Source organism: Christensenella intestinihominis, from assembly GCF_001678845.1.
Classification (GTDB): Bacteria; Bacillota; Clostridia; order Christensenellales; family Christensenellaceae; genus Christensenella; species Christensenella intestinihominis.
On record NZ_MAIQ01000001.1, the window covers coordinates 146,452 to 172,920 of the forward strand.

General features: G+C 49.9%; 20 protein-coding genes and 1 pseudogene. 12 read left to right on the forward strand and 9 right to left on the reverse strand.

Annotated elements, in window-relative coordinates:
* Window positions 1-247: 247 nt before the first annotated feature.
* The 12 genes and pseudogenes from BBD38_RS15145 to BBD38_RS00745 all read left to right on the forward strand — a co-directional run.
* Window positions 248-919: pseudogene (locus tag BBD38_RS15145) on the forward strand (ATP-binding cassette domain-containing protein); the annotation flags it as partial.
* Window positions 916-1,881: an ABC transporter permease gene (locus tag BBD38_RS00695; protein ID WP_066683448.1), complete on the forward strand. Its 966-nt coding sequence runs from the start codon at window positions 916-918 to the stop codon at window positions 1,879-1,881. The pseudogene BBD38_RS15145 and the gene BBD38_RS00695, both read left to right, overlap by 4 nt.
* Before the next feature lie 21 nt (window positions 1,882-1,902).
* A complete protein-coding gene (locus BBD38_RS00700) occupies window positions 1,903-2,634 on the forward strand; it encodes a PIG-L deacetylase family protein (protein ID WP_066683449.1) in 732 nt (243 codons plus the stop codon).
* Window positions 2,635-2,696: 62 nt separating this feature from the next.
* A complete protein-coding gene (locus BBD38_RS00705) occupies window positions 2,697-3,647 on the forward strand; it encodes a sugar phosphate isomerase family (RefSeq protein ID WP_066683450.1) in 951 nt (316 codons plus the stop codon).
* Between the two features lie 37 nt (window positions 3,648-3,684).
* Window positions 3,685-4,686: a Gfo/Idh/MocA family protein gene (locus tag BBD38_RS00710; RefSeq protein ID WP_066683452.1), complete on the forward strand. Its 1,002-nt coding sequence runs from the start codon at window positions 3,685-3,687 to the stop codon at window positions 4,684-4,686.
* A complete protein-coding gene (locus tag BBD38_RS00715; RefSeq protein WP_066683454.1) occupies window positions 4,686-5,699 on the forward strand; it encodes an N-acetylglucosamine kinase in 1,014 nt (337 codons plus the stop codon). The genes BBD38_RS00710 and BBD38_RS00715 overlap by 1 nt, the downstream gene beginning before the upstream one ends.
* A 10-nt stretch (window positions 5,700-5,709) precedes the next feature.
* A complete protein-coding gene (locus BBD38_RS00720) occupies window positions 5,710-6,549 on the forward strand; it encodes a sugar phosphate isomerase/epimerase family protein (RefSeq protein ID WP_066683456.1) in 840 nt (279 codons plus the stop codon).
* Window positions 6,550-6,570: 21 nt separating this feature from the next.
* Complete coding sequence (gene nagB / locus BBD38_RS00725; protein ID WP_082989376.1) at window positions 6,571-7,284, forward strand: glucosamine-6-phosphate deaminase; 714 nt, start codon at window positions 6,571-6,573, stop codon at window positions 7,282-7,284.
* 162 nt (window positions 7,285-7,446) lie between these two features.
* Window positions 7,447-8,229 carry a pyrroline-5-carboxylate reductase gene (gene proC / locus BBD38_RS00730; protein ID WP_082989377.1) on the forward strand — a complete coding sequence of 261 codons (783 nt, stop codon included), beginning with the start codon at window positions 7,447-7,449 and terminating at the stop codon, window positions 8,227-8,229.
* A 13-nt stretch (window positions 8,230-8,242) separates the two neighbouring features.
* Window positions 8,243-8,698 carry a ribonuclease HI gene (rnhA, locus tag BBD38_RS00735; protein WP_066683460.1) on the forward strand — a complete coding sequence of 152 codons (456 nt, stop codon included), beginning with the start codon at window positions 8,243-8,245 and terminating at the stop codon, window positions 8,696-8,698.
* Window positions 8,699-8,784: 86 nt separating this feature from the next.
* Complete coding sequence (locus BBD38_RS00740) at window positions 8,785-10,104, forward strand: HD-GYP domain-containing protein (protein ID WP_172807721.1); 1,320 nt, start codon at window positions 8,785-8,787, stop codon at window positions 10,102-10,104.
* A 55-nt stretch (window positions 10,105-10,159) separates the two neighbouring features.
* The gene (locus tag BBD38_RS00745) at window positions 10,160-11,215 is read left to right on the forward strand and encodes a tyrosine-type recombinase/integrase (RefSeq protein WP_066683471.1); all 1,056 of its coding nucleotides are present in this window, start codon (window positions 10,160-10,162) and stop codon (window positions 11,213-11,215) included.
* A gap of 5 nt (window positions 11,216-11,220) precedes the next feature.
* On the opposite strand, the gene BBD38_RS00750 is transcribed toward BBD38_RS00745, so the two are convergent.
* The 9 genes from BBD38_RS00750 to BBD38_RS00790 all read right to left on the reverse strand — a co-directional run bounded on the left by BBD38_RS00750 (window position 11,221) and on the right by BBD38_RS00790 (window position 26,459).
* Window positions 11,221-12,498 carry a methionine gamma-lyase family protein gene (locus BBD38_RS00750; RefSeq protein WP_066683473.1) on the reverse strand — a complete coding sequence of 426 codons (1,278 nt, stop codon included), beginning with the start codon at window positions 12,496-12,498 and terminating at the stop codon, window positions 11,221-11,223.
* A 15-nt stretch (window positions 12,499-12,513) separates the two neighbouring features.
* On the reverse strand, window positions 12,514-13,413 hold the full coding sequence (miaA, locus tag BBD38_RS00755) for a tRNA (adenosine(37)-N6)-dimethylallyltransferase MiaA (protein WP_066683476.1): 900 nt from the start codon (window positions 13,411-13,413) through the stop codon (window positions 12,514-12,516).
* Entirely contained in the window at window positions 13,410-15,266 is a 1,857-nt protein-coding gene (mutL, locus tag BBD38_RS00760) for a DNA mismatch repair endonuclease MutL (RefSeq protein WP_066683478.1), read from the reverse strand. The genes miaA and mutL overlap by 4 nt, the downstream gene beginning before the upstream one ends.
* On the reverse strand, window positions 15,256-17,841 hold the full coding sequence (gene mutS / locus BBD38_RS00765; RefSeq protein ID WP_328585601.1) for a DNA mismatch repair protein MutS: 2,586 nt from the start codon (window positions 17,839-17,841) through the stop codon (window positions 15,256-15,258). Before mutS ends, mutL begins: the two co-directional genes overlap by 11 nt.
* On the reverse strand, window positions 17,838-19,184 hold the full coding sequence (gene miaB, locus BBD38_RS00770) for a tRNA (N6-isopentenyl adenosine(37)-C2)-methylthiotransferase MiaB (RefSeq protein ID WP_207644615.1): 1,347 nt from the start codon (window positions 19,182-19,184) through the stop codon (window positions 17,838-17,840). Before miaB ends, mutS begins: the two co-directional genes overlap by 4 nt.
* 116 nt (window positions 19,185-19,300) lie before the next feature.
* Window positions 19,301-20,362: a C40 family peptidase gene (locus BBD38_RS00775; RefSeq protein ID WP_172807722.1), complete on the reverse strand. Its 1,062-nt coding sequence runs from the start codon at window positions 20,360-20,362 to the stop codon at window positions 19,301-19,303.
* Window positions 20,363-20,591: 229 nt separating this feature from the next.
* Window positions 20,592-21,257 (reverse strand): response regulator transcription factor, encoded by a 666-nt coding sequence (locus BBD38_RS00780; protein WP_066683482.1) that lies wholly within the window; start codon window positions 21,255-21,257, stop codon window positions 20,592-20,594.
* Between the two features lie 117 nt (window positions 21,258-21,374).
* Complete coding sequence (locus BBD38_RS00785) at window positions 21,375-23,357, reverse strand: NADH-dependent [FeFe] hydrogenase, group A6 (RefSeq protein ID WP_066683483.1); 1,983 nt, start codon at window positions 23,355-23,357, stop codon at window positions 21,375-21,377.
* A gap of 3 nt (window positions 23,358-23,360) precedes the next feature.
* Window positions 23,361-26,459, reverse strand: coding sequence for an NADH-ubiquinone oxidoreductase-F iron-sulfur binding region domain-containing protein (locus BBD38_RS00790; protein ID WP_066683485.1), 3,099 nt, complete (start codon window positions 26,457-26,459; stop codon window positions 23,361-23,363).
* Window positions 26,460-26,469 lie beyond the last annotated feature (10 nt).

Sequence of the window (26,469 nt, forward strand, 5' to 3'; positions counted from 1 at the left end):
TATCTATATTTCTCACTTCCTGAACGAAGTGGTGCAGATCGCAGACCGTATTACGGTAATCCGGGATGGCGCGGTGGTCAGCACATACTCCAATGAAAAAAAAGATATTCCGCTGGATACGATCACCCGGGATATGGTTGGACGTCCGGTCGATATGTTCTACACAAAGGAAGAGCATGAAATCGGCGAGGTAATGTTTGAAGTGAAAGGCCTCAGGCTGGCAAAAGATTCCCCGGAAATCAATTTTAACGTCCGTAAGGGGGAAATTCTCGGTTTTTCCGGCATGGTCGGCTCCGGACGCACAGAGATCATACGTGCGGTTTCGGGCGCGGACAGAAGATATTCCGGGGATATTTACCTGAACGGCAAAAAGCTCGATATTCATAATCCGGCAGATGGAATCGATGCGGGCATCGCCCATATTACAGAGGACCGCCAGAAACTGGGCCTGATGCTGGGCGGGTCTGTCCTGGAGAATACCACAATCGTGGGCCTGCGCAATAAGATCAAAGGTTTCTTTATTAATGTAAAAAAGGAACCTCCGCTGATCGAAGACATCATAAAGGACCTGAACGTCAAAACTCCGTCCGTCATGCAGGAGGTAAAATACCTCTCGGGCGGCAACCAGCAAAAGGTTGTGCTTGGGAAGTGGCTTTTTGCAGACCAGGAAGTTTACATTTTCGACGAACCGACACGCGGTATTGACGTCAACGCCAAAGTCGAATTTTATAAGCAGATGTCGAACCTGACAAAGCAGGGGAAATGCATTATTATGATCTCTTCCGATATGCCGGAACTCATCTCGATGAGCGACAGGGTATTGGTTGTCCGGAATGGCGAAATTACCGGAGAACTGCAGAAAGAGCAGATTACGGAAGAAGAGATAATCAAGAGAGCATTGGGGGTAAATAAGTCATGAGTGAAGAAAGAGCTCTGAAAAAGAAATCCGGCCTTAATTTCAAAGACCAGCGCATATTGCTTGCGTTTGTCATCATAGGCATTGTGATTGTTGTTTCAATTATCAATCCGAAATTTATCGAACTTAAAAATATCATCCAGATATTCCAGCAGATTTCCGTTATGGGCATCCTGACAATGGCAATGGCATTGCTCCTGATCAGCGGCGGGATCGACCTTTCTATCGGCAACCTGATGGTCCTTTCCGCAATCTGTATGTCTACGCTGATTGCCGGAGGGGTGGCGCTTCCGCTTGCAATTTTGGTGGGCATCATCGTAGCGCTTGCCTGCGGCGCCCTCAATGGTTTTATTATTGCAAAAAGCAAATGTGTGCCGCTTATTATTTCGCTTGGAACCAGCCAGATATTTTACGGGATTTCACTGACGATCTCCGGCGGGCGCATCATGAGCTTCAACGGAACGCTTGATGCAATCGGCAGTACGAAGATTGCGGATGTATTCCCGGTCATGCTCTTTTTCCTGATCGCCATGATTTTTGTTGCCTATGTCCTGCTTAACCGTACAAAATACGGACGGCGGCTGGTGGCCATCGGCGGAAATGAAAAGAACGCATATCTGTCGGGCATCAACGTCGATATGCACAAAATCGGAATTTACATCATCAGCGGTCTTTTCTGCGGGGTTGCGGCAATTGTTTTTTCCGCAAGGCTCGATTCGGTCAGCGCCAGCGCGGGTTCCGGTTACGAGTTGAATGCGCTTACGGCAGCCATTATCGGCGGGATCACCTTTGAAGGCGGCCGCGGAACCATTTCCGGCGCTTTCCTTGGCTGCCTCTTTATGGGCGTCGTTACAAACGCGATGAATATCCTGCGGGTAGAATCGTATACGCAGACAATCGTTACCGGCATCATCATCGTAATTGCCGTGGTACTGAGCAATATCAATAATCTGAGAAAGAATTAACGTAAGAGGGAAGTGAGCGGAATGAATATACTTGCAATTGGTTGTCACCCGGACGATCTGGAAATTGCGTGTGCGGGCACGCTCGCAAAGTATGCAAAGCGCGGGGATAAGGTCATTATGTGCCATGTTGCCAACGGTAATCTGGGGCATGCAATTATTATGCCAGACGAACTGCGCGACATCAGGACGAAGGAAGCGGAAAATGCGGCGAAGATTATCGGCGCGGAATCCGTCAATATCGACGTAGGGGATATGAATGTCGAGGGCTCAAACCGCAATACGATTGAAAAGGTTGTCGAGGTAATCCGTTACGCGAAACCGGACCTTATCATCACCCATAATCCGAACGATTACATGAGGGATCATATGCAAACGAGCCAACTGGCGTTTCATGCCAGTTTCGGCGCGACGGTGCCGCACATGAAAGGTGGAGTCCTGCCCGGAATCAGCGAAGCGGCGGAAGCCTTTGGCACAATCGTTCCCATTTTTTTCATGGACACCCTTGCGGGCATAAACTTTATTCCTACGGAATATGTGGATATCACGGATACAATTGACCTGAAGCTCGAAGCGCTTGCCTGCCACGAAAGCCAGATTAAATGGATGCTGGACCACGACAAGATTGATTTTATCGATTTTGTGCGTACCTGTTCCAAATACAGGGGGCTCCAGTGCAGCGTTCCTTACGCGGAAGGCTTCCGCCAATATGCGGGCTGGCCGCGCTTTGCGACAAAACGCCTGCTTCCGGAATAAGCAAGTCGTCAAATCGTTACGGTTACGGAGTTGTTTGACTTTACGACGGTGAGGAGACTGAAATGGATTTATTATCTACAATAAAAAACTCGAATATGGAACACTTTTATCCTGCCGGGTGGAATCTTAAGAAAATTGATGAATGCTGCTCGCATGGACCGGAAGAGGTCGCGGTTGCGCAGCCTTTCTGGAACGAAGGCTTTCGGCCGGTGATGTGCGAAAACGCAGACACCTTTGCAATGATGATGGGCCACGAGATTGCCCTGACAATTAAGGAAGCAAAAGATCATGGCGAAAAATTGGCGCTGATTTTTCCGGTTGGGCCGATGGGCATGTATCAGTGGGCGGTTTATTTCCTGAAGGAGTGGAATGTTGACTGCCGCCATGTCACCGGTTTCAATATGGATGAATGGAGTGACGAAGAGGGAAACACCCTTGACCCAAAAGCCAAGGGCTCGTTCCAGAATGCAATGATGGATGCCTTCTATGGCCCGCTCGGAAGCCTGACAGTCCCTGAAAATCAGCGGAATTTTGCAACCAAAGAGTTCCTTCCGCATTATGCTGAAAAGATTGCGGAGATCAAACAGGCGGGCGGGAAGCTCGTAACCGTTTACGGCATTGGCCGGGTTTTCCATATCGCCTTCTGGGAACCACATTTTGCCGCGGATTATAAGGATGAGGCAGAATGGAAGCAGCAAACGCATCGGTTTGGCGCAAAGCTGCATCCGCTTACGATTGAACAAAATGCCCTGCACAGCTTCAAAAGCAGGACAACTCAAGTGCCTGCCTTTGCAAACACAATTGGCCCCGGCCTGTTCCTACAGTCCGACAAAATGATCGGCGGCTGCGACGGAACATACAGCCGCGGATTGATATGGCAGGGGATGTCTTTTTGGGTTGCGCTTCGTTACGGGCCTGATATGTGGGTGCCGGCAAGCTTTGTGCCTACACTTCCCGGGAAATTGTTCTATATTAAAGAACTTGGCGGGCCGCTCGAAGCGGAATGCAATTGACAGCTTTTACCAGGCAAGGGACGAAAGGAGAAAAACGATGCTGAAATCTGCCATTATCGGAACCGGATTTATCGGAAACGCGCATGCCACGGCCTATAAAAACATGACCGGCGCACAACTGGTTGCGATTGTCGATGTAGACGAGGAAAAGGGAACAAAGGCCGCAGAGGAATTCGGCTGTAAATATTACAACGATGCGGAAGAAATGCTGCAAACGGAAGAGGTCGACATTGTCGATATATGCCTGCCTACCTTCCTTCACGAGCAATATGTCCTTTTGGCGGCGCGTTATAAAAAGCATATCCTTTGTGAAAAGCCGGTAACGTTATCCCTCAAGTCCATGGATCGTATGCTTGCCGCCGTAAAGGAAGCGGGCGTACGTTTTATGGTGGCACAGGTGGTGCGCTTTTGGCCTGAATATATCAAAATCAAAGAAATGTACGACGCCGGAGAATTCGGGGATGTGAGGATGGTGTATGCAAACCGTATTGCACAGCATCCCAACTGGACGCAGTGGCATCGTGATCCTGCCAAAAGCGGCGGCGGCTTATTTGACCTGCACCTGCATGATATTGACTTTATGCAGTATTTATTTGGCAGGGTAAAAAGCGTTTATGCGGTCGGGAAGGCAAGCGAAACGGGTTGCTGGAATTTCGTAATGACAACGCTTAAATTTGAAAATGGAAACTATGCAACCGTGGAAGGCATCTTCGATATGACGGAAAATTATCCTTTCACCATGACCTTCCGGATTATCGGGGAAACCAAAACAGTGGATTACTCCATGGTTGCAGGCTTCAATCTTGAAGACGTAGGCAGCTCGAAACGTGCGGCGGTGCTGTATGAAACCGGGCACGAACCAAGAAAGCTTCCCATTGATGAAAAAGACGCCTACCAGATAGAGCTTGAATATTTTGTCGATCGTCTCGAGTCTGGAAAGCCGTTCGATGTGATTACCCCCAAAGATTCCAGGCACGTTATCGAGGTGATTTGTGCAATTCAGGAATCTCTTGAAACAGGCAAGGTTGTCGAAGTGTAATGGATAAGGAGTATATCGTCGGGCTTGACGGCGGGGGAACGAAATCGGATTGCGTACTGCTCGATACGGATGGACGGTTTGTTGACTACCTGAAATGGGGAACCACCTCCCACGAGTTTCTTCCGGGGGGAATGCCGGAGCTGGAAACCGAACTGGAAAAGATGTTTGCGGCGCTTTTTGATCGGAATAAAATTAAAACCGGTCAAATTCGCCGTGCCGTTTTTGGTATGGCGGGGGTAGATACGAAATACCAAAAGCAAAAGATCAGCGGAATGATTGCGCGGAGCGGAATCGAAAATTTCCGGGTGTGTAACGACGGCTACCTTGGAATTAAGGCGGGAACAGCCAGCGGTATGGGAATCACGATCATCAATGGCACGGGCTGCAGTTTCACTGGAATCGGCGAAGCCGGCGAAATGATGCAGGTTGGCGGACAGGCCGTCGTTATGGATGATATCGGCGGCGGTTATATTATAGGGCGCAATATTGTGCGTCTTGTCCACCGGGATTTGATTTTAAATGGAAAGCCAACAATACTTTCCGAAATGCTTATGCAAAAAGTCGGTGTTGATTCGCCGGACGACCTGATGGACGAGCTTGTGCAAAAGGTCGGTGAAAACACGATACAGGTAAAACACCTCGCACCGATGATGTTTGAGGCTGCCCGTTGCGGGGATGCGGTCGCAAAAGACTATCTTTCAAAAATGGGAAAACAGATTGCGGAATATATCGCGGCCATCGTGCGCAGGCTGGACCTTGCACACAGGGAAATCATCGAGGTTGTATTGATCGGCTCCGCCTTCCTGAAGGCTGCCGACCGAACGCACATCGAGTCCATGGAGGCAGAGACGGAAAAGCGTTTCGGCCGCGGGAAAATTATCTTTCGCCCCCTTACCGTAAGGCCGGTATGCGGCGCGGCGCTCTGGGCGCTTGCGGATTCCGGCCGCGATACGGAAAACAAAGAGTTTCGTGAGCAGGTAATCGGCGAAATCGAGGCGCATATTACAAATTAAGGAGCAGGCTATGAAACAAGGAGTTAGTTTTTTCTCGTTCGCCCAGGATGTAGATGTAAGGGAAGCCGCACAGCAGATCAGGAAAGCAGGCTATAGCGGTATGGAACCGGTAGTCAGCGAAAGCGGCAGCCTGAATCCGTCTATGACAGACCGGGAGGTTCTGGAAATAAAAGGGATTGCGGATGAGTTTGGTCTTGAAATTCCAAGTGTCGGCGTATGGTCCTTGTGGGACAATAATTTGGTTTCGGATTCACCGGAAATTCGGGCAAAGGCAAAAGGAATTGTAAAAAGACAGCTTGAAATTGCCGCCTTGCTCGGGGCGGATACGATCCTTGTCGTACCGGGATATGTCGGCTGTGACTTTGCGGCCGAACCGGAAAAAATACGGTATGACGTTGCCTATGAAAGGTCACAGGAAGCAATTGCCGGGCTCGCGCCGCTTGCAGCGCAGCTCAAGGTTACGATCGGGATTGAAAATGTCTGGAACCGTTTCCTGCTTTCACCGCTTGAAACAAAGCGGTTTGTGGAAGAAATCGATTCTCCGTATGTCGGCGTATACTTTGACGTAGGCAATATTATTTATATTGGTTATCCCGAGCAATGGATTGAAATTTTAGGGAAGCACATCAAAAAGATACACTTCTGCGATTACCGCGCAGACCAGTGCGGGATAGGTGCGTTCGTTGACCTGTTTGCGGGCGATGTTGATTTTAAAGCGGTCATGGCTGCGCTGAAATCAATTGGATATGATGATTACGTTACGCTCGAAATGCTTCCGAATTATAAGGAATACCCCTATGTGTCCCTCTATGCAAATAAGCCTGCAATGGATACGATTATCACATTATAAAGATCAAAAGGAGATATCATCTTGGAATTTATATTATCGGATACCTATGAACAAATGAGCGGCGCTGCAGCCGAAATTTTGGCAAAAGAATTGAAGCGGAAGCCGAATGCGGTATTTGCACTTCCGACGGGTTCGACGCCAATCGGAACCTATCAGGCGCTGGCGAAACAAAACAGGGAAGGGCAGATCGATTTTTCTCAGGGCAATTTTTTCAATGTAGATGAATATGTCGGTCTCTCGCGGGAAAGCGAGCAGGGCTATTATCATTTCCTGTATACAAACCTTTACCAGCATGTTAATGTTGACCTTGCCAAAACGCATGCCCCCGATGGAACAGCAGCAGACCCGGAACTGGCGGCAATAGACTATGAAAGACAGATCGACAGCCTGGGCGGCCTCGATGTAGCGTTTCTTGGCATTGGCAGAAACGGGCATATCGGGTTTAACGAACCGGCCGACAGCCTGCATTATGCAACCTATTGCGTAACGCTCACGGAAAGCACAATCGAAGCCAACGCACGTTTCTTCGCAAGTGTGGACGAAATGCCGAAACAGGCACTCACAATCGGCATTGGCACAATTATGAAAGCGGATAAGATTGTTATGGTGGCGCACGGGGAAGATAAGGCAGAGGCAATTCGCCGCCTGAAAGAGGATACCAGCCTTAATACAGGCTTTCCTTCCTCTCTCCTGAGGCTGCATCCGGATGTAACGGTTGTGACGACGATTAAATAGTTTTTTCCTCCGAATGGAATTGTAACATACTTTAAGGGCCGTTCGCGCTTCCGCTGCGCGGGCGGTTCTGTATTTACAGAATGTTTTTAACCGGGAAATATGCTATAATGTTTTCTGGAAAGCAAAAAAACAGAAAGCTACCCTAGGGAGGATGAATAAATAGTGAAAGCTTATAAACCCGGTTTTATCGGTTGCGGAAATATGGCGGCGGCAATTATTGGAGGCATGAAGCAAGCCGGAATTACGGAGCTTTATGTCTATGACAAGGATATGGAAAAGTGTAGGGCCTTCGACGGCGCCGCCGTATGTGAAAGCGCAAACGGTGTGGCGGAAAATGCGGATATTATTTTCTTGTGTGTCAAACCCAACGTATTACCTGCTGTTCTGGAAGAAATTGCAGTGGAAGGGAAAGCGTTTGTTTCCATCGCGGCGGGTGTAACGGTGGAAAAAATCCAAGGCTTCCTCAAACCGGAAGCGCGTATTATGCGCATTATGCCCAATACGCCCCTTTTGGTGGGGAAGGGGGCGATTTGCATCCAAACCCCAACGAACCTTACGGAAGATGAGCAGTCTTTTATTGAAAATATTTTCAGTTCAATCGGCATTATAGAACATGTGGACGGAAGCCTGATGGACAGCGTAACCGGAGTCTCGGGCAGCGGTCCTGCATACGTATACATGTTTATCGATGCGTTGGCAAAAGCAGGCGTAAAGCATGGACTGGCGGAGGATGTTGCGCTACGGCTTGCGGTCCAAACGTTTGAAGGAGCATGTGAAATGCTGAAACAAACGGGGGATACGCCGTCGCAGCTGATTCATAACGTTTGTTCGCCGGGAGGCACGACCATCGAGGCAATGAAAGTCTTCGATTTGAATGAGACGCGTGGAATCATTGAATGGGCGGTCGACGCCTGCGTAGCAAAATCCAGGGAACTCTCCAAATAACCAAAGGATATTTATGCTGAAAGAAGTAATTATTTACTGTGACGGCGCATGCTCCGGAAATCCGGGGCCGGGCGGATGGGCCTGCGTGCTCGAGTATAAGGGAAACAGGAAAGAACTTTCCGGCTTTGCGGAAGATACGACAAACAACCGCATGGAGCTTACGGCAGCCCTTCGCGGCCTTCTTGCGCTCAAGGAACGGTGCAGCGTGAAGGTGCATACCGACAGCGCCTATATTCATAATGCCTTTGATAAGGGATGGATTATCGCCTGGCAAAATAATGGCTGGAAGACAGCTTCAAAAAAGCCCGTTGAAAACCAGGACTTATGGAAACAATTGGTCAACGCATCAAAAAACCATGTGGTGAAATGGTATAAAGTAAAGGGTCACGCAGACGATGAGCTTAATAATCTTTGTGATAAGCTGGCGCGTGAACAAATCAAGAAAAATGTTGCAGGCCAGAAAACATAAAACAAGTAACCTGAAACAGGAAAAGAGCGATAAAACAGATGCCGGATTTGAAAACGATTGATGTTCTTGATATTCTGCAGCGCAGTTTGAATAGCATTGATTCCCGCCTGGTCGACCACGGCTCGCGTGTTGCCTATATGGTGTACAGGATGATGCGGGAGAGTGGGGAATATGATGAAGAGTATGAGAAAGAGATTGTCTTTATAACGCTTCTCCACGATATCGGCGCATATAAAACAGAAGAAATTGACCGAATGATGGAATTTGAGTCTGCCAATATTTGGGATCATTCCATTTATGGATACTTATTCCTGAAACACCTGACGCCTTTTGCGAAAACCGCACCGGCGGTGTTGTTTCACCATACAAATTACTGCGATTTAGTCAATATCGATGCGGATATACAGCATAAAAAGGTAGCACAGTTGATCCATATTGCAGACCGGGCGGATACCTATATTTTTGCAGAACGCAACCGTTTTGATATTGACGTCCTGCGCCGTGAGGAGGGCTTACGTTTTTCCGGGGAAGCGCTTGGGCTTTTTCACAGGGCACAGGAAAAAGAAAATATGATTAATAAAATCACGGATGGGAGCTATAAGGGGGAATTCCGGGAACTTCTCCGTCAGAGCGAGTTTTCGCCTGATAAGGTTTACACACTGTTGACAACGGCTATGTTTGCCATTGATTTCAGAAGCGTGCATACTGTCACGCACACCATCACCACAATGGAAATCAGTGATGAAATTGCGAAACAATTGGGAATCACCGGGGAAGAAGCGGATAAGCTTCATCTTGGCGCATTGCTCCATGATATGGGAAAAATTGCGATTCCCATTGAAATATTGGAAAATCCGGACAGGCTTTCGCCGGAAGAAATGGCAGTCATGCGCACACACGTAGATATTACCGAAAAAATTATCGGAAACAGTATTGATCGTGAGATTAAGGAAAATGCCATACGGCATCACGAGAAAATGGATGGCTCCGGATATCCGCGGGGGCTTACGGCGCAGGAGCTCACAACGGCACAGAAAATTGTTGGAGTTGCAGATATTATCAGCGCGCTCAGGGGCACGCGAAGCTACAAAAAGGCGTATCCCAAGGAAAAGATTTTATCTATTTTAAACGACATGTTAAAAAAGCAAAAACTTGATTCGCAAATTGTAGAAACAGTCCGTAAGCGTTTCGATTCAATTATGCAGTGTGTCGATCAGAAATGCGCGCCCATCATTCAATTATATCAAACAATTATATCAAAACATCAACCGGGAATATATGGAGCTTTCAGAGCTGCTGTCGGGGCAAGAAAAACAGTAAAGAGGGCGAAAGGTCCGAAAACTAACTATTCGCAAAACACAAGTTTTGCGAATAGTTATTGCAATAAACAGCCGGAAGTGCTATAATAAAGGAAACCCGCGCCGTACTGCGGAATTTAGTGCTAAAGGAAGTTTTATTGCTATGGATAATTCCCCGAATTATCATCAGAACCTGAATCAAAAAATGACACTCAGGCTGCGCGAGATCATGAAGGACCTGCCATCCTTCACCTCCAGTTTTTTTATTGCCATGGAAAATACCTCTACGATTTTAACGCGCGTAAATTATGCGGCGGACTTGCGGATTTTTTTCCAGTTTTTGGTACGGGAAATCCCCTCTTTCATTGGTCGGTCAGTTTCCGAAATCACGAAGGAAGACCTCGGAAAAATTACGGTGGACGACCTTTACATGTTTCTGGATTACCTCAATTTATATACGGCGCCGGATAACGACGAGAAATTTATTGAAAACCATGAACGCGGAAAGGCACGCAAGGTTGCCTGCCTGCGTTCTTTTTTCAAACATTATTATCGAAAAGGCGCGTTGGATAAGAATATATGCGAATTGCTCGACACGCCTAAGCTCCATGAAAAGGCAATTGTACGCCTTGAACCTGACGAGGTGGCCAACCTGCTGGATATCGTGGAGAGCGGCGAACAGCTTACGGAAAAGCAAAAACAATACCATAAAAAGAATGTAAAACGCGATGTGGCAATCCTGACGCTTTTTTTAACAACCGGAATCCGCGTTTCCGAATTGGTATCTATTAATGTTGACGATATTGATTTTAAAAACGGATGCTTCAAAGTAACGCGCAAAGGCGGAAATCAGGTTATGCTTTATTTTGACGACGAGACGGCGCAGGCGCTTTCGGAATATCTCGACGAACGTAAAGACCGCGGTAATTACGAGCTCGCCTCTCCCCTTTTTCTCTCAATGCAGGGCAAACGGATGTCCGTACGCAGCGTAGAACTTATGGTAAAGAAGTACGCGCGTATTGCGAGTCCGTTAAAGAAAATTTCCCCGCATAAGCTGCGCAGTACCTATGGTACGATGCTTTATGGTGAAACGGGCGATATCTACCTGGTTGCGGATGTGCTCGGCCATAAAGACGTAAACACAACGCGGAAACATTATGCGGCCATGTCTGAAGATAACCGGAAACGTGCCTCGCGCGCGGTTAAACTGCGAAAATAGGCAATTTACCTCTGCAATTTTAGGTCCATTGAGTCGAGCGCATACAGAATGCCTAATTTTGCATGCTCATAGGTAAGGGCCCCCTGTAAATATGCGGCATAAGGCTCGCGTATGGGGCCGTCTGCGGTCAGTTCCACGGAAGCCCCCTGTACAAACGTTCCCGCCGCCATAATGACTTTATCGTCATACCCGGGCATATCCCATGCATACGGCACAACATGCCCGTCGATGGCGGAAGCGCGCTGTATTCCCCGTACAAAGCCGGTCATAGGTTCCTCACTGCCGAATATAATCGATTGCGTAATATCTCCCCTCACGGCGTTATACGCAGGCTGTGACCGGTAGCCCAGCCGTTCAAATACGCGCGCGGCAAGCGCTACGCCTTGTAGCGCCTGGCAGACAGTGTGCGGAGCCATAAAAAATCCTTGGTAATACTGCTGGTATCCGAATGCATAGGAACCGATTTCCGTACCAATTCCGGGCGCGGAAAAACTTCCCGCTATTTTTTCAATTAACCCGCTTTTTCCTGCAATATAGCCTCCGGTCGGCGCAATTCCGCCGCCGGGATTCTTGATAAGGGACCCTGCAATTACGTCGGCGCCGACAGCGGTCGGCTCCTCGGTGCATACAAATTCCCCATAGCAATTATCAACCATAATAATTTTATCCGGAAATTCGGCGCGGATTACTGAAATCGCCTTGCCCAGGGCCTCCACCGTAAATGCGGGACGAATTTCATAGCCGGTAGAACGCTGCAGGTAAACGACCTTTACGGACAGATTCTTCTTGATCCCTGTAACGGCGGCTTCAATATTGATTCCTCCATCGCTCTCAAGAGGCGTACAGTCAAAACGGATACCATATTCCTCCAGCGAACCGCTTGCGCCATAAAGCGTGGAAAGCAATGTGTCATAGGGTTTCCCGGTAAGCGAATACAAAGTATCGCCAGGCCGCAGGAGGCCGAATAAAGCCGTAGAGATGGCGTGGGTGCCGCTCATCAGCATCGGGGAAACAATGGCATCCTCCGCGCCGAAAGCGTCCGCAAATACGCGGCACAGCTTTTCACGCCCCTCGTCGCCATAGCCATATCCTGTTGAAGCATAGAAATGCCGCGCAGACACGCCGTTTTTCTGGAACGCCTCAATAACACGGAATTGATTGACCTGGGCGGTCTCCTGAAACGATTTGAAAACCGGCTCCACTTCTTTTTCACATTCAAATACAAATTCCACTAGCTGCGGATCGATATGAAAATGCTTGCTGATGTATGAAATAATATCCATTACTGTAATTTGTTTCTACTCCTGATTTAAAATTTCTTTTGCGATTGCCGCCATATCCGGATAATCCGCAGTATTATACCAGCGAATCCGTTCGTCCCTCCGAAACCAGGTAAGCTGGCGCTTGGCATAACGCCGCGTATTCTTTTTGAGAAGCGCAACCGATTCCTCCAGGTCCGCCCGGCCATTGAGATATGAGATCAATTCTTTATAGCCAATGGCCTGCATAGACGTTGACGTGCTGCCGTATTTTGTGAAAAGCTTACGCGCCTCTTCCAAAAGTCCGCGTTCCATCATCAAATCGACCCGCTTGTTGATGCGTTCATAAAGCGTTTCACGCTCCATGGTAAGCCCGGCCATCACAAACGAATAATCGTCATTGGGAACGCGAAAGCGATATTCTTCGTTTCCATCTCCGTGATGCAAAATTTCAAGACGCCGGATAATGCGCTTTTTATCGTTGGGATGAATACGCGCCGCCGCCTGCGGGTCTTTTTCGGAAAGCTCCTGATATAAATCCCCTGCTTCCCGTTTTTCGAGCGACGCGCGAAATTCGAGATCGTATGCGGTTTCCGTAAAATCGAGGCGATAGGTAAGCGCATTGATATAAAGCCCTGTTCCACCGGCAATAACAGGCGTTTTGCCTCTGCTTAAGATATCCTCGATCCACCCGAAGGCTTCCTGCTGGAACATAGCCACGGAATAAGGACAGTCAGGAGGCACGATATCGATCATATGGTGCGCGATCCCCTGCCGCTCCCCTTCGTCCGGCTTGGCCGTACCGATATTCATTTCGCGGTAAATCTGCATGGAATCGGCTGAAATCACTTCTCCTGCCGTCAACCTGGCGAGTTCCACCGCCGTTGCCGTTTTCCCCGACGCAGTCGGCCCCACAACCACGTATACTTTGCTTTTCATACGATACGCTTGAATCCTTTTTGCAAATCGCTTTTTTTGAGCGCAACGGCAATGGGCCGTCCATGCGGGCAGTTCGGAATTGCCTCAAGCCCGGTAATTTCCCGCATCAGCTCTTCAATTTGTTCATCTGAAAGCTGGTATCCGGCCTTGATGCTGTAGCGGCAGGAAGCCCGGATCACCGCGTCACGCTGCAGAAGGATGTCGTCCTTTGTGTTGCGCAGTTCAAATAACACTTCCTCAACCAACTTTTCCGCGGTGCTTTTTTCCACCTGTGCGGGCAAGGCGCTGAATTTGAGCGTCAGCGGTCCAAATTCTTCCAAATCAAAACCAAGGCTTTGCAGCAGTTCCGCATTTTTGACAAGCAGGGAAAAATCCTCCGCGGGTAATGTCGCAATATAAGGAACAAGAAGCCCCTGGGCCGCAGCCCCGCCCTCCGCGGCCGCCTTTTTCATTCGCTCGAAATTGATGCGTTCATGTGCGGCGTGCTGGTCGATCAGATAGAGGCAATCCGCGCATTCAACAATCACATAAGTATTCCAGACTTGCCCGATAATGCGATAGTCAAGCAGGCGGCGCACATCCTCAAGCATTTCCTGCTCTTCTTCCGGCTCATTATATTTGGCCACCGAATCGATCAAAGCCCCAAAGTCCTGCGTCGGCTGGAATACGTTCGGCTTTTCCCGGGGCGGCATGACATAATTTGGCGTTTGCGCCGCCCGGGGTTTCGGTTGATATATTTTTTCCGCGGAACGCAGCGCCGGGAATTCATCCGGACCTTCTGGTTCTGCGGCGGGTTCCGGCCTGACCGGATTCTTCTCCTCCGCTGTTCCCGTTTCCGCAAAAGAAAGAACCGGAGGCGTGCTGTTTTCCTCGAGCGCTTTGCTTACGGCCGTTTCAACCGCATCCAGCACATCCGTTTCGTTATAAAGCATAACCTGGAGCTTGCTTGGATGAACGTTGACGTCCGCACGGTTCAGGGGAATATCGATATGCAGTATGGAAAACGGATAATGCCCGCGGAGCAGCCGTTCCCCATAACCACGCAATACGGCTGCCTGCAAATTTTTCGATTGCACATAGCGTCCGTTCAAAAAAAAGCTCATATAGTTGGTGCTTTTGTAAAGAAACGTCGGCTGTGAAACGAGGCCGTGAATACGAACCTCGCCGGAGGCCTGATCCGCTTTCGCCAATTTATGGGCGATATCTTTCCCATAAACCGCGACAATTGCATCCCTCAGGCTTCCGTTGCCGGGGCTGTGGTATACAATTTTTCCGTTGCTGATATACTTAATTGAAATATGCGGATTCGCAAAAATCAATTTTGAAACGACGGAAGTTACGTTTACCGTTTCCCGTGACGTATTTTTCAAAAATTTCATACGTGCGGGAATATTGTAGAACAAATTTTCCACCTTAACGGTCGTTCCTTCGGCCAATCCTGCGGAAGAAATTTCCGGGCCGTGTTCCCCGCTGACGGTAAGGACCGCCCCTTCCGGGCTGTCTGCAGTACGGGTCTGGATTGTAAGCCGTGAAACGGCGGCAATACTGGAAAGCGCCTCGCCGCGGAACCCAAGCGTCCCGATTTTATCAAGGTCGTCAAGTGTGCTGATTTTGCTTGTCGCATGCTTTTGAATGGCGAGCGGAACATCCTCGGCAACGATCCCGGCGCCATTATCCGTCACGCGGACCAGCTCCTTACCCCCTTGGGAAATTTCTACCGTGATCGCCGTAGCACCCGCATCCATGGAATTTTCCATCAGTTCCTTAACAACCGCCGCGGGATTCACAACGACTTCCCCTGCCGCGATTCGTTTATAGACGGTCTCATCCAAAACTGTGATTCTATGATTCATCCATGAGCTCCTTTTTGAGCGAATACACAAGGTTCAGCGCTTCAATCGGCGTTAAGGTGTCGATGTTCAGGCTGCCGATTTTTTTCACACACTCGGGAAGCGCCGCCTTTGGCTGCGGAGGCTTTTCACTTTCCGCCGGAAGCCCGCCGAGCGAAATTTCATATTCCTGGAATTTGTCCAGGAACACGCGCGCGCGGGAAATAACCTGTTCCGGAAGCCCGGCCAGCTTTGCGACGTCAATACCAAAGCTCCTGTCCGTTCCGCCCTTAACAATTTTATGCAGGAAAATAATATCGTGCCCCACTTCTTTTACCGCAACCGAATAATTACGAATTCCATCGAACATATTTTCAAGCTCGACAAGCTCGTGGTAATGTGTCGCGAATAATGTTTTGGCCCGCAAATTTGTAATGATATACTCCACACTCGCCCATGCGATGGAAAGACCGTCGGTGGTGCTGGTTCCGCGGCCGATTTCATCGAGGATTAAAAGGCTCCTTCGGGTTGCGTTGTTGAGGATATTGGCCAGCTCGTTCATTTCGACCATGAAAGTGCTCTGCCCCGACGCAAGGTCGTCCGATGCGCCCACACGGGTGAAAATGCGGTCAACAAGGCAAATATGCGCGCTTGTCGCCGGGACGAAGCATCCGATATGCGCCATCAGCACAATCAGGCCAACCTGCCGCATATAGGTGCTTTTGCCTGCCATGTTCGGGCCGGTAATCAGCAGCATATTTTGCTTTTCGTTGTCAAGCAGGGCGTCGTTGGGAACAAACTCCTGCTTGCGGATACTTTCCACAACGGGATGCCTGCCGTTTTTAATATCCAAAACGCCGTCATCCGCCATTTCCGGCCGTACATACGCATTTTCATAGGCAACGCAGGCAAAGGACTGCAGTGCATCCAAAAGCGCGATACGGGCTGCACACGCTTGGATACGCGCTACATTATCGCCTAAGGCCGCACGGATTTTCAAAAAGGCTTCATATTCAAGGGTCTTCCTTTTTTCTTCCGCACCGAGGATCGTATCCTCCATTTCCTTGAGCTCCTCGGTAATATACCGTTCACAGTTTGCAAGGGTTTGTTTGCGCAAATAGCGGTAAGGAACCTGGGAAAGATTCGATTTTGTTACCTCAATGTAATAACCGAATATTTTGTTATAACCAATTTTCAGGTTCCTGATCCCCGTCTCTTCCTTTTCACGCGCTTCAAGCTCGGCAAGCCACGATTTACCGTTTTTGGAAGCGGAAATCAGGCGGTCAATCTCCTCGTCATAGCCGGGCTTGATAATATTGCCATCCATAATGCCGATCGGCGCGTCTTCATTGATCGCGCTGTCCAGCAAGGTGAAAAGGTCCTGCAAATCGTCAAGCCCCTGGTAGATATTCCCGAGGAGCGGACTTGCAGCTTCTTTCAATAAATTTCTTACCGCAGGAAGCGCTTCGATGGAACGTTTCAGCGACAGGCAGTCTTTCGCATCGATTGTTCTATAAGAAATCCGGGAGATAATGCGCTCGAGGTCGTAAATATTTCCGAGGGAATCCGTGAGGGATTCACGCAGGTAAAGATTTTCCTTGATCTCCCCCACCGCGTCAAGGCGCTCGTTGATCGCCTCTATGCTTTTCAGAGGCTGGAGGATCATTTTTTTCAGCAGCCGCGCGCCCATGGCCGTCCGGGTTTTATCCAGCAGCCACAGCAAGGAACCGCGTTTGCCTCCCTCCATTAACGTTTGCGTCAATTCCAGGTTGCGCCGCGTGTTGGGATCAAGCGTCATATAAGATTTATCGTTCAGCGTACGAAGCGCCGTAATGTGCAGCAAAGCATTCTTTTGTGTGTCGACCAGATATTGCATGAGGGCTCCGGCCGCGCTGATTCCGCTGTCCATTTCCGTGCAGCCGAATCCCTTGAGGGAATTGACCTTGAAATGCCCGCATAAGGCTTTTTCCGCGGTATTCTTCTCAAATGCCCAATCGAAGTACGGATTCACGAACGTATTCTTAAAACGCGTTTTTTCCGTCATCACCAGAAGGTCTTTGGCATGGGAATCCGCCACCAAAATTTCCATGGGATTGAGGCGCGTCATTTCGTTTAAAAGCCCGGTTTCATCCTCAAGCTCTTCGACAAAAAATTCACCGGTAGAAACGTCGCAATAGGAAACGCCGTATCTTTCCCCGCCAAAATGGATGCACAGGATATAATTGTTTTCCGATTCATTCAGAATCGAATTTTCAACCACGGTTCCCGGGGTCACCACCCGCGTTATCCCTCGTTTCACAATTCCCTGCGCCGCACGCGGGTCTTCAAGCTGGTCACAGATCGCCACCTTATATCCATTTTCAATCAATCGGCTGATATAGCTGTCAACCGCATGGTGCGGAACGCCACACATAGGCGCGCGTTCCTTAAGCCCGCAATTTCGCCCGGTAAGCGCAATTTCAAGGACACGCGCCGCCGTTTCGGCATCCTCAAAAAACATTTCATAAAAATCGCCCAAACGAAACATCAGGATGCAATCCGGATATTCCTGTTTGAGATCGAGATATTGCTTCATCATAGGGGTCAATTCTGCCATCATGTCTCCTCTTCCGCCAAAGTGCCAAACAGGGTCGTTTTCTTTCCCTGTGTAATTTTTACATTCACGAAGCTTCCAATCAGCGCGCCGCTGCCTTCAAAATTCACCATCTTTGAAGTGCTTGTCCGGCCGCATACATGCCCGGGATTCCTGGTGCTGGTCCCTTCTACAAGAACCTCTACGGTTTTTCCCTCATATTCCCGGTTTCGCTCCTCGGTAATCTTGTTCTGCAACGCCACCAGCTTCATAATGCGTTCCGTTTGTACCGCTTCTTCCACCTGGTCCGGCATTTCTGCCGCACGGGTCCCGGAACGCGGTGAATAAACGAAGGTAAATGCGGAATCAAAACGAAGCTCACCCACCAAAGAAAGCGTATCTTCAAAATCGGCTTCCGTTTCCCCCGGAAATCCAACGATAATATCGGTTGTAACCGCAATTCCGGGGATTTTCCGGCGTATTTTTTTCACAAGTGAAATATAGGTTTCCCGCGTATACTTTCGGTTCATTTCCTGCAAAATGCGCGAGCTGCCGGATTGTACGGGCAAATGAATATGACGGCAAATTTGCGGATATGCGGCAACTACTTCAATTAATTCGTCCGATAAATCCTTGGGATGAGAGGTCATAAAGCGAATCCGCGGAATATCCGTTTCCTCACAAATACGCCCGAGAAGCCGGGCAAAATTAATCCCGCCGTCATAGGAATTCACATTTTGGCCGAGCAGCATCACCTCGCGGTATCCCGCCGAAACAAGCCCCGAGACTTCGGAAATGACGTCCTCCGCACTGCGCGAACGTTCCCTTCCCCGCACGTAAGGAACGATGCAGTAGGAACAGAAATTGTTGCAGCCATACATAATGTTGACGGATGCAAGCGGCCCCTCCGCACGTTTTTGCGGGACGTCGTCATGCAGCTCTTCCGTTTCAGGGGCGCTGTAGATACGGCCGGTTCCCGATTTGCATGCCAAAATCATCTCCGGAAGCTCATACAGATTATGCGTCCCAAAAACAATATCCACAAACGGGAACGTTTCCATCAGTTTTTTTGCGGCGCTTTCCTGCTGCATCATACAACCGCAAACTGAAACAAGCAATTCCTTATTTGCCTGCTTCAGTTTTTTAATACGGCCTACATTTCCAAATGTTTTCTGTTCCGCGTTCTCCCGGACACAGCAAGTGTTAAACAAAATAAAATCGGCATCTTCTTTCGAGTCCGCCGGCATATATCCAATGCTTTCCAGAATCCCCGCAATCTTTTCAGACTCATGCATATTCATCTGGCAGCCATATGTGATAATGTGGTATTTCAGGCCTTTTTCCCTGACTTCAGCTTTCAATTTTTCCATATCGTTCATACCATTTATTATAATGCAAAATCCGAACAAAATCCACCATCAAAGGCTTTATCCGCACAAAAAAATCCACCCATGAAATGGATGGATTTTCAAAGCTACTGATTGGTTTACCAAGGCCGACGACCACATACAAAATGATTTCGCCAATAGGAGGAGTCATAACTGCGGTGCACGACCTTTCCGTTTGAGGAAGAAGCATCGATCATCATTCCGTCCCCGACCACAATACCAACGTGTCCGACCCGTGTGCCCGCGTTGTTGGAATAAAAAATCAGGTCGCCGCGCTGCAAATTATCAAAAGAGATTTTCTCCCATGAAGAATTTTGCGAAAACCCTGCCGCATTGAGACGGCCGGTCGAAGTGCCCGCCTGCCGCAGGCAATATGTAACAAGGCCGGAACAGTCAAACGAATCAGGCCCCGATGCACCCCATACATACGGGCATCCAAGCTGGTCCTCCGCTACGGAAATAAATGTATCGATACTGCCCTTGCGCTGGATTTCCGCTTGCTTTTCAGGCGTTGCTTTTGCATCCGACGAATAAATCAAAGAAAGCGTCATTTCGCCGGTCTTTCCATCGACGCCAAGATCGTTGCGCTCCTGGAAGCGCTTCACGGCGTCAACGGTTTCCGTGCCGTAATAGCCGGTCGCCTTGCCAAGGTAACCGAGCTCCTGTAAACGTTCCTGCAGGAGGTCTACGTCGTCGCCGCTTGTTCCCTCCAGCAGGGTGTAAGGCTTCGCATCGTCGGTATAAATGACCGCAAGCGTCTGGGGGCCGCATACGCCGTCCTGCTCGAGACCGTGCTGGCGCTGGAAAAAGCTGATTGCGCCAGCGGTCGCGGGACCGTAATATTGCGTTGTTTCGTCGATATCAAGGTATCCGAGGTCCATCAGGCGTTGCTGCAAGGTCTGGATTTCCGGGCCTTCCATCCCCTCTTTCAGGGTTGGATCGGGAGTCGGTTCCGGGGTGGGCTCCGGCGTAGGCGATGGAGTCGGTTCCGCCGCCGCGATTTCCCCGCCTGCGGGAACTGTATTGTTTGCGTTTGCCGCACTCGTATTGGAACTGAAAAACGGAACGTTGCCAAATACCCCAAAGGCAAACAGGAGGACAACAATAACGGCAGCTCCACATACGGACCCTGCCATTGTCCACCGCTTTGTCTTCGACATGCGCTTTACATTATCTTTAAAATTCAAGAAAAAACGTTTAACTCGTAAAGAAAAAGGATAATAGGTACGACGTTTTACCTTGACAAACTTTTTTCGCATACCGTCACTCCTTCCGGATATTGCCATAATTGTAACATAAACTTAACAAATATGATAGTAGGTAAATGATGAAATTTGTGCTTTCACAGGGAAAATTCCCGGAAAAAGCAAGGCTTTTGCCAAATCGTATCTATCGCTCAAACTTGTAACCGATTCCCCATACCGTCAGTATATGGTTCCCATACGGGCGGATACTGTCCCGCAGGGTGCGGATATGCGTATCCACGGTCCGGTCTGTGCCGTTAAATTCTTCTCCCCACACATTGGAGAGGATGGCGTCCCGCGACAGGGCACGATTGGGATTCTGCATCAGAAATACCAGCAGATCATATTCCTTTGGAGTCAGGAATACCTGTATATCGTCTGTCCATACCGACCGGGAATTCAAATTGACGGACAGGCCGTCAACAGACAGCAGGATTCTTTTTTGCGTTCCCCTGCAACGGTTTAAAATAGCGTGGATACGGGCAAATAATTCGGAGACGTAAAACGGCTTTACAATATAATCGTCGCCGCCGGCTTCAAAGCCGGCAAGGCGGTCGAATTCCCTGCTTTTTGCGGTCAGGAACACAACCGGTACCGCCGAGACCTTTCGTATCTGGCGGCATACGTTGAGGCCGTCAAGCTCGGGCAGGAAAACATCCAATGCAATCAGGTCGTATTCCTTGCGGCGAAACAATTTAATTGCGCTGATTCCATCGCTTGCTTCGTCGATCAGGAATTCGCGGGGGTCCGCATAATTCCTGATTTTCAAACGTGTCTCCGCATCCGCGTCTGCAATTAACAAATTTGTCATTTCCGTTCCCCTTTTATGACCTCATTATAAGAAAAATGTCTTTATGTTGCAAGCCGTAACCGCAATAAAGAAAAGGCCCACGCGAAAGCATGGACCTTCCTTTCCGCCGATGGTTTTTTACTTTCCCTTTCCCGTATAATCGGAAATGACCTGTTTGTAGATATCCGTTGTTTCCTTCATCTCCGCAAGTTCATCGCGCAAGCGTTCGTTCTCCTGCTCCAGTGTCTTGACGCGAACGGTTTCAATATCGCCCATGAGCCGCTGGGGCTTGTGCTGCCCGCGCGTTTCCTGTGCGGCCTTAAAGCTTTTTTCGGCTGGAATTTCGGTCAAAAATTCAAATGTCCCGCGCTTTACATATTTTGTATGCAGCAGCTCATGCGCTTTTTTACTTCCCGGCCCGCCCAAATATTCCGCATATAAGGCCTGGATGGAAGGATTTTCATGCGACTGGCGGATTTGTTTACCCTCGTCCTCCGAATAGAGGGCCGAAAGGCGCTTTTCGCGCACCTTGGGGTCTTCGCTTCGCGGTTGTCCGCCCCCGGTGATACATCCACCCGGGCAGCCCATGATTTCGATAAAGTGATAAGGCGAGGTACCGTGGGCAATCTGCTCAACCAATTGTTTGGCGCCCGCAAGCCCGCTTGTTACGCCGATGCGCACTTCCCTGCCCTCAAATTCACGGTACGCGGGCAGGACGTTTTCAAAACGCAACGTCGCCTCCTTAACGCGGTCAAGCCCTACAATCGGGGTGACATGCAGATTTTCAAACGGCAGGTTCCGCCCGCATACAATGGCATATACAGTGCGTAAGGCTGCTTCCATTACCCCTCCCGTTAATCCGAAAATATCGGCCGCGCCTGTGGACATGCCGAGCGGCTCGTCGAAACCTTCCTCCTCAAGGGCGCAAAAATCAATTCCCGCCTGCCGGATCATTGCCCCCAGCTCACGGGTGGTAATCACGGCGTCCACGTCAGCGATCCCGTTACGTTTCATCTCTTCCCGTGTAATTTCAAACTTTTTCGCGGTACAGGGCATCACCGATACGACAAACATTTTTTCAGGATCGATTCCGCTTTTTTCCGCATAATATGTTTTTGCCATGGCTCCAAGCATCATGTGCGGAGATTTACAGGAGGAAAGATGCGCTGTCTGCTCCGGGTAATAGTGTTCAATATATTTAATCCACCCAGGGGAACAGCTTGTGATCATAGGAAGCACAGTCGCTTCCCTGTTGATATACCTGGTAAGCCGCCCCAAGAATTCCGTGCCTTCCTCCATAATGGTAAGGTCTGCGCTCCAATCCGTATCAAATACGTCATCCGCTCCAAGCGCCCGCATGGCCGCCGCCATTTTCCCGGTGACACTCGTGCCCGGAGGATAACCGAATAATTCTCCGAGGGCTACCCGCACGGCCGGTGCCGCCTGTATCACGACACGCGTCTCAGGATCGTTCAGCGCCTGCCACACCCGCGCGGTGGAATCGGTCTCCCGCAGCGCGCCGACAGGGCACACAACAGTGCACTGCCCGCAGAAGGTGCAATTCGCTTCGCTTACAGGCAGCCCCATCGCCGGGGCGATCATTGTGTCGAAGCCCCTTTTTTGGGCATTCAGCACGCCGACCCCTTGAATTTGGTTGCACGCCGTAACACATCTGCGGCACAGAATGCACTTGGAAAGGTCGCGCGTAATGGAAACGGAAGTATCGATACTCTGGCGGGAACTGTCGGTTTTAAAACGGGTTTCCGTCACTCCAAGCGTTTCTCCGAGCTTTTGCAGTTCGCAGCTCTGATTCCGGCTGCAGGAAAGGCAATTTTTGGAATGGTCGGAAAGCAGAAGCTCATAGAGCACCTTGCGTGCGTTGCGTACCCGCTGCGTATTTGTCTGAACGGCCATATCCTCACGCACCTCGGTCATGCAGGACGCCATTAAGGTTTTGGCCCCTTCCACTTCCACGGAACAAATCCTGCACGACCCGAATTTGTGGATGTCCTTCATGTAACAAAGGCTCGGTATATGGACTCCGCATTGTTTGGCCGCCTCTATAATCGTGGTTCCTTCCGGTACGCTGACCGGTTTTTGGTTGATCGTCAAATGTACCATCACTTACCTCCTGTCGCAGTGCAGGCAACGCATTGCTTCGGCAATGGCATTGATCCTGTGATATCCGAGCACAACTTCGTCAAAAGTCTTTTTCCGTTCCCCCATCGGCAGGATTTCCCGTTCAAACCGCTTGTGGAAAACAACCTCGCCTTCGTCATATACATCCGGGATATCGATCGCTTCCCCCTTGTTAAGAACGCCTTTTCCGCCAAGGTATTTGTCGATTGACGCTGCCGCCTGCTTCCCGTCTGCGATTGCGCGAATTACCTCATCCGGTCCGCGCGTAACGTCGCCCCCGGCGAAAACGCCGTCCATGGTAGACATTTGGGTCATATTGTCGATGACAAAGGTGCCCCATTCCGTCACACCGATTTCATCCTTGCCAATAAACGGCAGGTCCGCGTATTGGCTGACGGCGGGAATAACGGAGTCCACCTCCAAAATGAAGTCCGACCCTTCGACCGGCGTCGATTTCCGCCGCCCGGAAGAATCAAAGACGCCAATTTCCATTTTGATACATTCGATCCCGGTGATTTGCTCGTTGTGCCCGCCTATGAATCTGACCGGGGATGTCAGTTCCATAATTTCGACGCCTTCCTCAATGGCTTCAAGCACTTCGTCCTTGTAAGCGGGCATCGCATCTGTCGTGCGCCTGTAGATGATGACAACGCGGTCCGCGCCGATCCGCAGCGCCGTACGCGCCGAATCGATCGCGGTATTTCCGCCGCCGATCACCGCTACGGTTCCTTCCAGCCGCATATCCGGCTTCAGGTGGATATCCTTCAAAAAGTCGATTCCCGGAAGAACGCCTTTCAGGTTCTCGCCCGGTATCCCGACCTTTTGCGGGAACTGGGTGCCTGTCGCCACATAAAGTGCGTCATAGTATTCCTTGAGGTTTGCGAAATCTACGTCGACGCCAACCTCCTTGTTAAGCAGAATGTTTACTCCCGCCTGCTCGATCAGGTGTATTTCGTGTGCAAGAATATCTTTCGGCAGGCGGTATTCCGGAATGCCGAACGCCAGCACACCGCCCGCGACGCCCTGAGCCTCCATCACATCCACATCATAGCCGAGGCGGGCAAGGTAATATGCACAGGTCAGCCCGGATGCCCCGGCGCCGATAATCCCGACATTTTTCCCGTTTTTGGGGAATGTGAGCCGCATCTGGAACGGTTCCTCATGCTTAAACGCGTAATCCGCAGAAAACCGTTTCAGGTCACGGATTGCCACCGCCTCGTCCACTGTCCTCCTGCGGCATTTACGCTCGCAGGGACGTGTACAGATTCGACCGCATACGGCGGGGAAAGGGTTCTCCTGCATAATAAGCCTGTAGGCATCCATAAACCTTCCCGCGGCGATTAGGGATATATACCCGGGAACGTTCACATTTGCGGGACAGGTGTTTTCACAGGGTGAAATAAACAACTCCGAGCACACTCCCGCGCGGCAATATTTGCGGTTGATATGCTCCTCATATTCCTCCCGGAAATTGCGGATCGTTGACAATATAGGATTGGGGGCGGTCTGCCCGAGTCCGCACATCGCGGTTTGCTTTACAGTTTCGCCGATTTCCGTCAGCAGCTCGATATCGCCCTGTTCCCCCTTGCCCTGCGTAATCCTTTCAAGAATTTCCAGCATGCGTTTCGTTCCGATCCGGCAGGCCGCGCACTTCCCGCAGGATTCCTCACGGATAAAATCCATAAAAAAGCGGGCCGTATCCACCATACATGTGTCTTCGTTCATAACGATCAATCCGCCGGAGCCCATAATCGCTCCAAGCGCGTTCAGGGATTCATAATCAGCCGGGACGTTCAGATTCTCCTTCGTAATACATCCGCCCGACGGCCCGCCGATCTGTGCCGCTTTAAATTCTTTGTCCTCGCGCATTCCCCCGCCGATTTTGTAGATGATATCCCCGATCGACGTGCCGATGGGAACCTCGATGATCCCCGTATTTACCACGTCTCCGGCAAGGGCAAACACCTTCGTGCCCGGGGCATTTTTAAGCCCAAAACCCGAATACCATTCCCCGCCCCTGCGTACGATGCGCGGCAGGTTTGCCAATGTTTCCACATTGTCAATAATCGTGGGAGAGTCATTAAGCCCTCTTTCAAACGGAAACGGCGGCTTTTGCCTGGGTTCTCCGCGTTTTCCCTCGATGGAAGACAGGAGCGCGGTTTCTTCGCCGCATACAAATGCCCCCGCACCGATTCGGATTTCAAGGTCAAACGAGAAATCCGTGCCAAACAGGCGTTCGCCCAAAAGTCCGTATGAACGGGCTTCGTCAATTGCGTTTTCAAGGCGTTCCACTGCAATCGGATATTCAGCGCGAATATATACATACCCTTTTTGCGCACCGATTGCAAATGCGGCAAGGATCATTCCTTCAATTACGGAATGGGGATCGCCTTCAATTACGCTCCTGTCCATAAATGCACCGGGATCGCCTTCATCCGCATTACACACCATGTATTTTTGACTGCTCTTTTGAGTGTGCCCGCTCCGCAGCTTGATCGCCGTTGGAAACCCCGCGCCTCCACGACCCCGCAGGCCGGATTGTTCAACCTCGGAGATAACATCTTCCGGTGTTTTATGAAGCAAGGCCTCAGCCGCGGCCAGATACCCGTCTTTTGCAATATAGGCCTTGATATTTCCATATTCGATCCTGCCGCAGTTTTCAAGAACGATTCTCACCTGTGACCTGAAAAATTCAATATCGTCGATCACCGGGATATGGCGGTGCAGAGAGGTATCATAAAATGTATATTCTTCTACGGTTTCGCCGTGCTCCAGATGTCTTGCTGTAATTTCACATACTTTTGCCGGAGTCAGGTTTGTATAAAAAATGCGTTCGGGAAGTACGAGCATTACGGGGCCAACCGCGCAAATCCCCATACACCCGGTCTGGATGACATTTACGCGCTTCAAAAGACCACGTTTCCCGAGTTCGCTTTCCAATGCCCCGGCAATTTCAGCACAATTTGAAGATACGCATCCTGCTCCTCCGCATATCAGCACATTATGTTCATAGCTTTCCTGTTTCTTTAAATAGCGTTCCTTTATTTCACCAAGCTGGGCTGTCGTTCTGATTGCCTGTTTCACTTGCTTCGCC

What these genes read in the sequence shown, in the direction of transcription:
- BBD38_RS00695 (WP_066683448.1), top strand. Translation starts at nt 916, where the DNA reads ATGAGTGAAGAAAGAGCTCTGAAAAAGAAATCCGGCCTTAATTTCAAA.
- BBD38_RS00700 (WP_066683449.1), top strand. Translation starts at nt 1,903, where the DNA reads ATGAATATACTTGCAATTGGTTGTCACCCGGACGATCTGGAAATTGCG.
- BBD38_RS00705 (WP_066683450.1), top strand. Translation starts at nt 2,697, where the DNA reads ATGGATTTATTATCTACAATAAAAAACTCGAATATGGAACACTTTTAT.
- BBD38_RS00710 (WP_066683452.1), top strand. Translation starts at nt 3,685, where the DNA reads ATGCTGAAATCTGCCATTATCGGAACCGGATTTATCGGAAACGCGCAT.
- BBD38_RS00715 (WP_066683454.1), top strand. Translation starts at nt 4,686, where the DNA reads ATGGATAAGGAGTATATCGTCGGGCTTGACGGCGGGGGAACGAAATCG.
- BBD38_RS00720 (WP_066683456.1), top strand. Translation starts at nt 5,710, where the DNA reads ATGAAACAAGGAGTTAGTTTTTTCTCGTTCGCCCAGGATGTAGATGTA.
- rnhA (WP_066683460.1), top strand. Translation starts at nt 8,243, where the DNA reads ATGCTGAAAGAAGTAATTATTTACTGTGACGGCGCATGCTCCGGAAAT.
- BBD38_RS00745 (WP_066683471.1), top strand. Translation starts at nt 10,160, where the DNA reads ATGGATAATTCCCCGAATTATCATCAGAACCTGAATCAAAAAATGACA.
- BBD38_RS00750 (WP_066683473.1), bottom strand. Translation starts at nt 12,498, where the DNA reads ATGGATATTATTTCATACATCAGCAAGCATTTTCATATCGATCCGCAG.
- miaA (WP_066683476.1), bottom strand. Translation starts at nt 13,413, where the DNA reads ATGAAAAGCAAAGTATACGTGGTTGTGGGGCCGACTGCGTCGGGGAAA.
- mutL (WP_066683478.1), bottom strand. Translation starts at nt 15,266, where the DNA reads ATGAATCATAGAATCACAGTTTTGGATGAGACCGTCTATAAACGAATC.
- mutS (WP_328585601.1), bottom strand. Translation starts at nt 17,841, where the DNA reads ATGATGGCAGAATTGACCCCTATGATGAAGCAATATCTCGATCTCAAA.
- miaB (WP_207644615.1), bottom strand. Translation starts at nt 19,184, where the DNA reads ATGGAAAAATTGAAAGCTGAAGTCAGGGAAAAAGGCCTGAAATACCAC.
- BBD38_RS00775 (WP_172807722.1), bottom strand. Translation starts at nt 20,362, where the DNA reads ATGTCGAAGACAAAGCGGTGGACAATGGCAGGGTCCGTATGTGGAGCT.
- BBD38_RS00780 (WP_066683482.1), bottom strand. Translation starts at nt 21,257, where the DNA reads ATGACAAATTTGTTAATTGCAGACGCGGATGCGGAGACACGTTTGAAA.
- BBD38_RS00785 (WP_066683483.1), bottom strand. Translation starts at nt 23,357, where the DNA reads ATGGTACATTTGACGATCAACCAAAAACCGGTCAGCGTACCGGAAGGA.